Below are 769 nucleotides of genomic sequence, written 5' to 3'. Positions count from 1 at the left end.
TGCTGAAGAAGAGCAAACAGAATCGGCGACTAATTAATAGCGGATTTAATAAGTAAAATCTGAGCTGTTGGTCTTTAGTAAATATCAAGGATGATTATGAGCAACCATTTTGTCTCCGCGATCGTAATGGCAAATATGTCTGTTGTGAGATCGACTAGAGTGAATCGTTTATTAGCTCCTTCATTGGCTATGGCGGCAGCGTTTACGTTAGCTGGTTGTAGTAATAGCCAAGAAAGTGCTGAGAACGTTAATGCAACAGTTGATGAAACTACGGCAGCGGCTGAGTCAGGTGAGGTGCTACGTGTTGGTACCGAAGGCGCTTATGCGCCTTTTAACTATACCAATGCAGATGGGACACTCGGCGGTTTCGATGTCGATATGGCCAATGCCATTTGTGCGGATATGCAAGTCACCTGTGAGATTACGGCGCAAGATTGGGACGGTATCATTCCTGGCCTGAAGGCTGGCAAGTATGATGCGATTGTAGCTGCGATGTCTATAACGCCAGAGCGCGCGCAGCAAGTCAGCTTTACTGATCCTTATTTTAGCAATACTTTGGTGTTTTTGGCCAAACAAGACAGTGGCTTTGATCCAAGTCTGAGTAGTGATATCGATGCTCACTCTATCGCCGCCCAGCGCTCGACCATCTCTTCACAGTGGTTAGAGGAAGCTTATCCAAAAGCAAATATGAAGTTATATGATACTTTGAGCAATGCGTTTTTGGACTTAGGGTCAGGTCGCGTTGATGCAATGATCTCTGATAAGCTGC

At 45.4% G+C, this 769-nt stretch carries 1 protein-coding gene; it reads left to right on the top strand.

Annotation, left to right across the window (positions count from 1 at the left end; all coding sequences use genetic code 11):
- Window positions 1–126: 126 nt before the first annotated feature.
- A partial coding sequence (locus ACS8FD_RS19620; protein ID WP_439277097.1) for a transporter substrate-binding domain-containing protein occupies window positions 127–769 on the top strand: 643 nt, incomplete at its 3' end.

The sequence above is a fragment of the Psychrobacter sp. 1U2 genome (genome assembly GCF_051847575.1).
The sequence above is the reverse complement of the archived record's forward strand: the minus strand, read 5'-3'. Positions and strand labels throughout refer to the sequence as shown.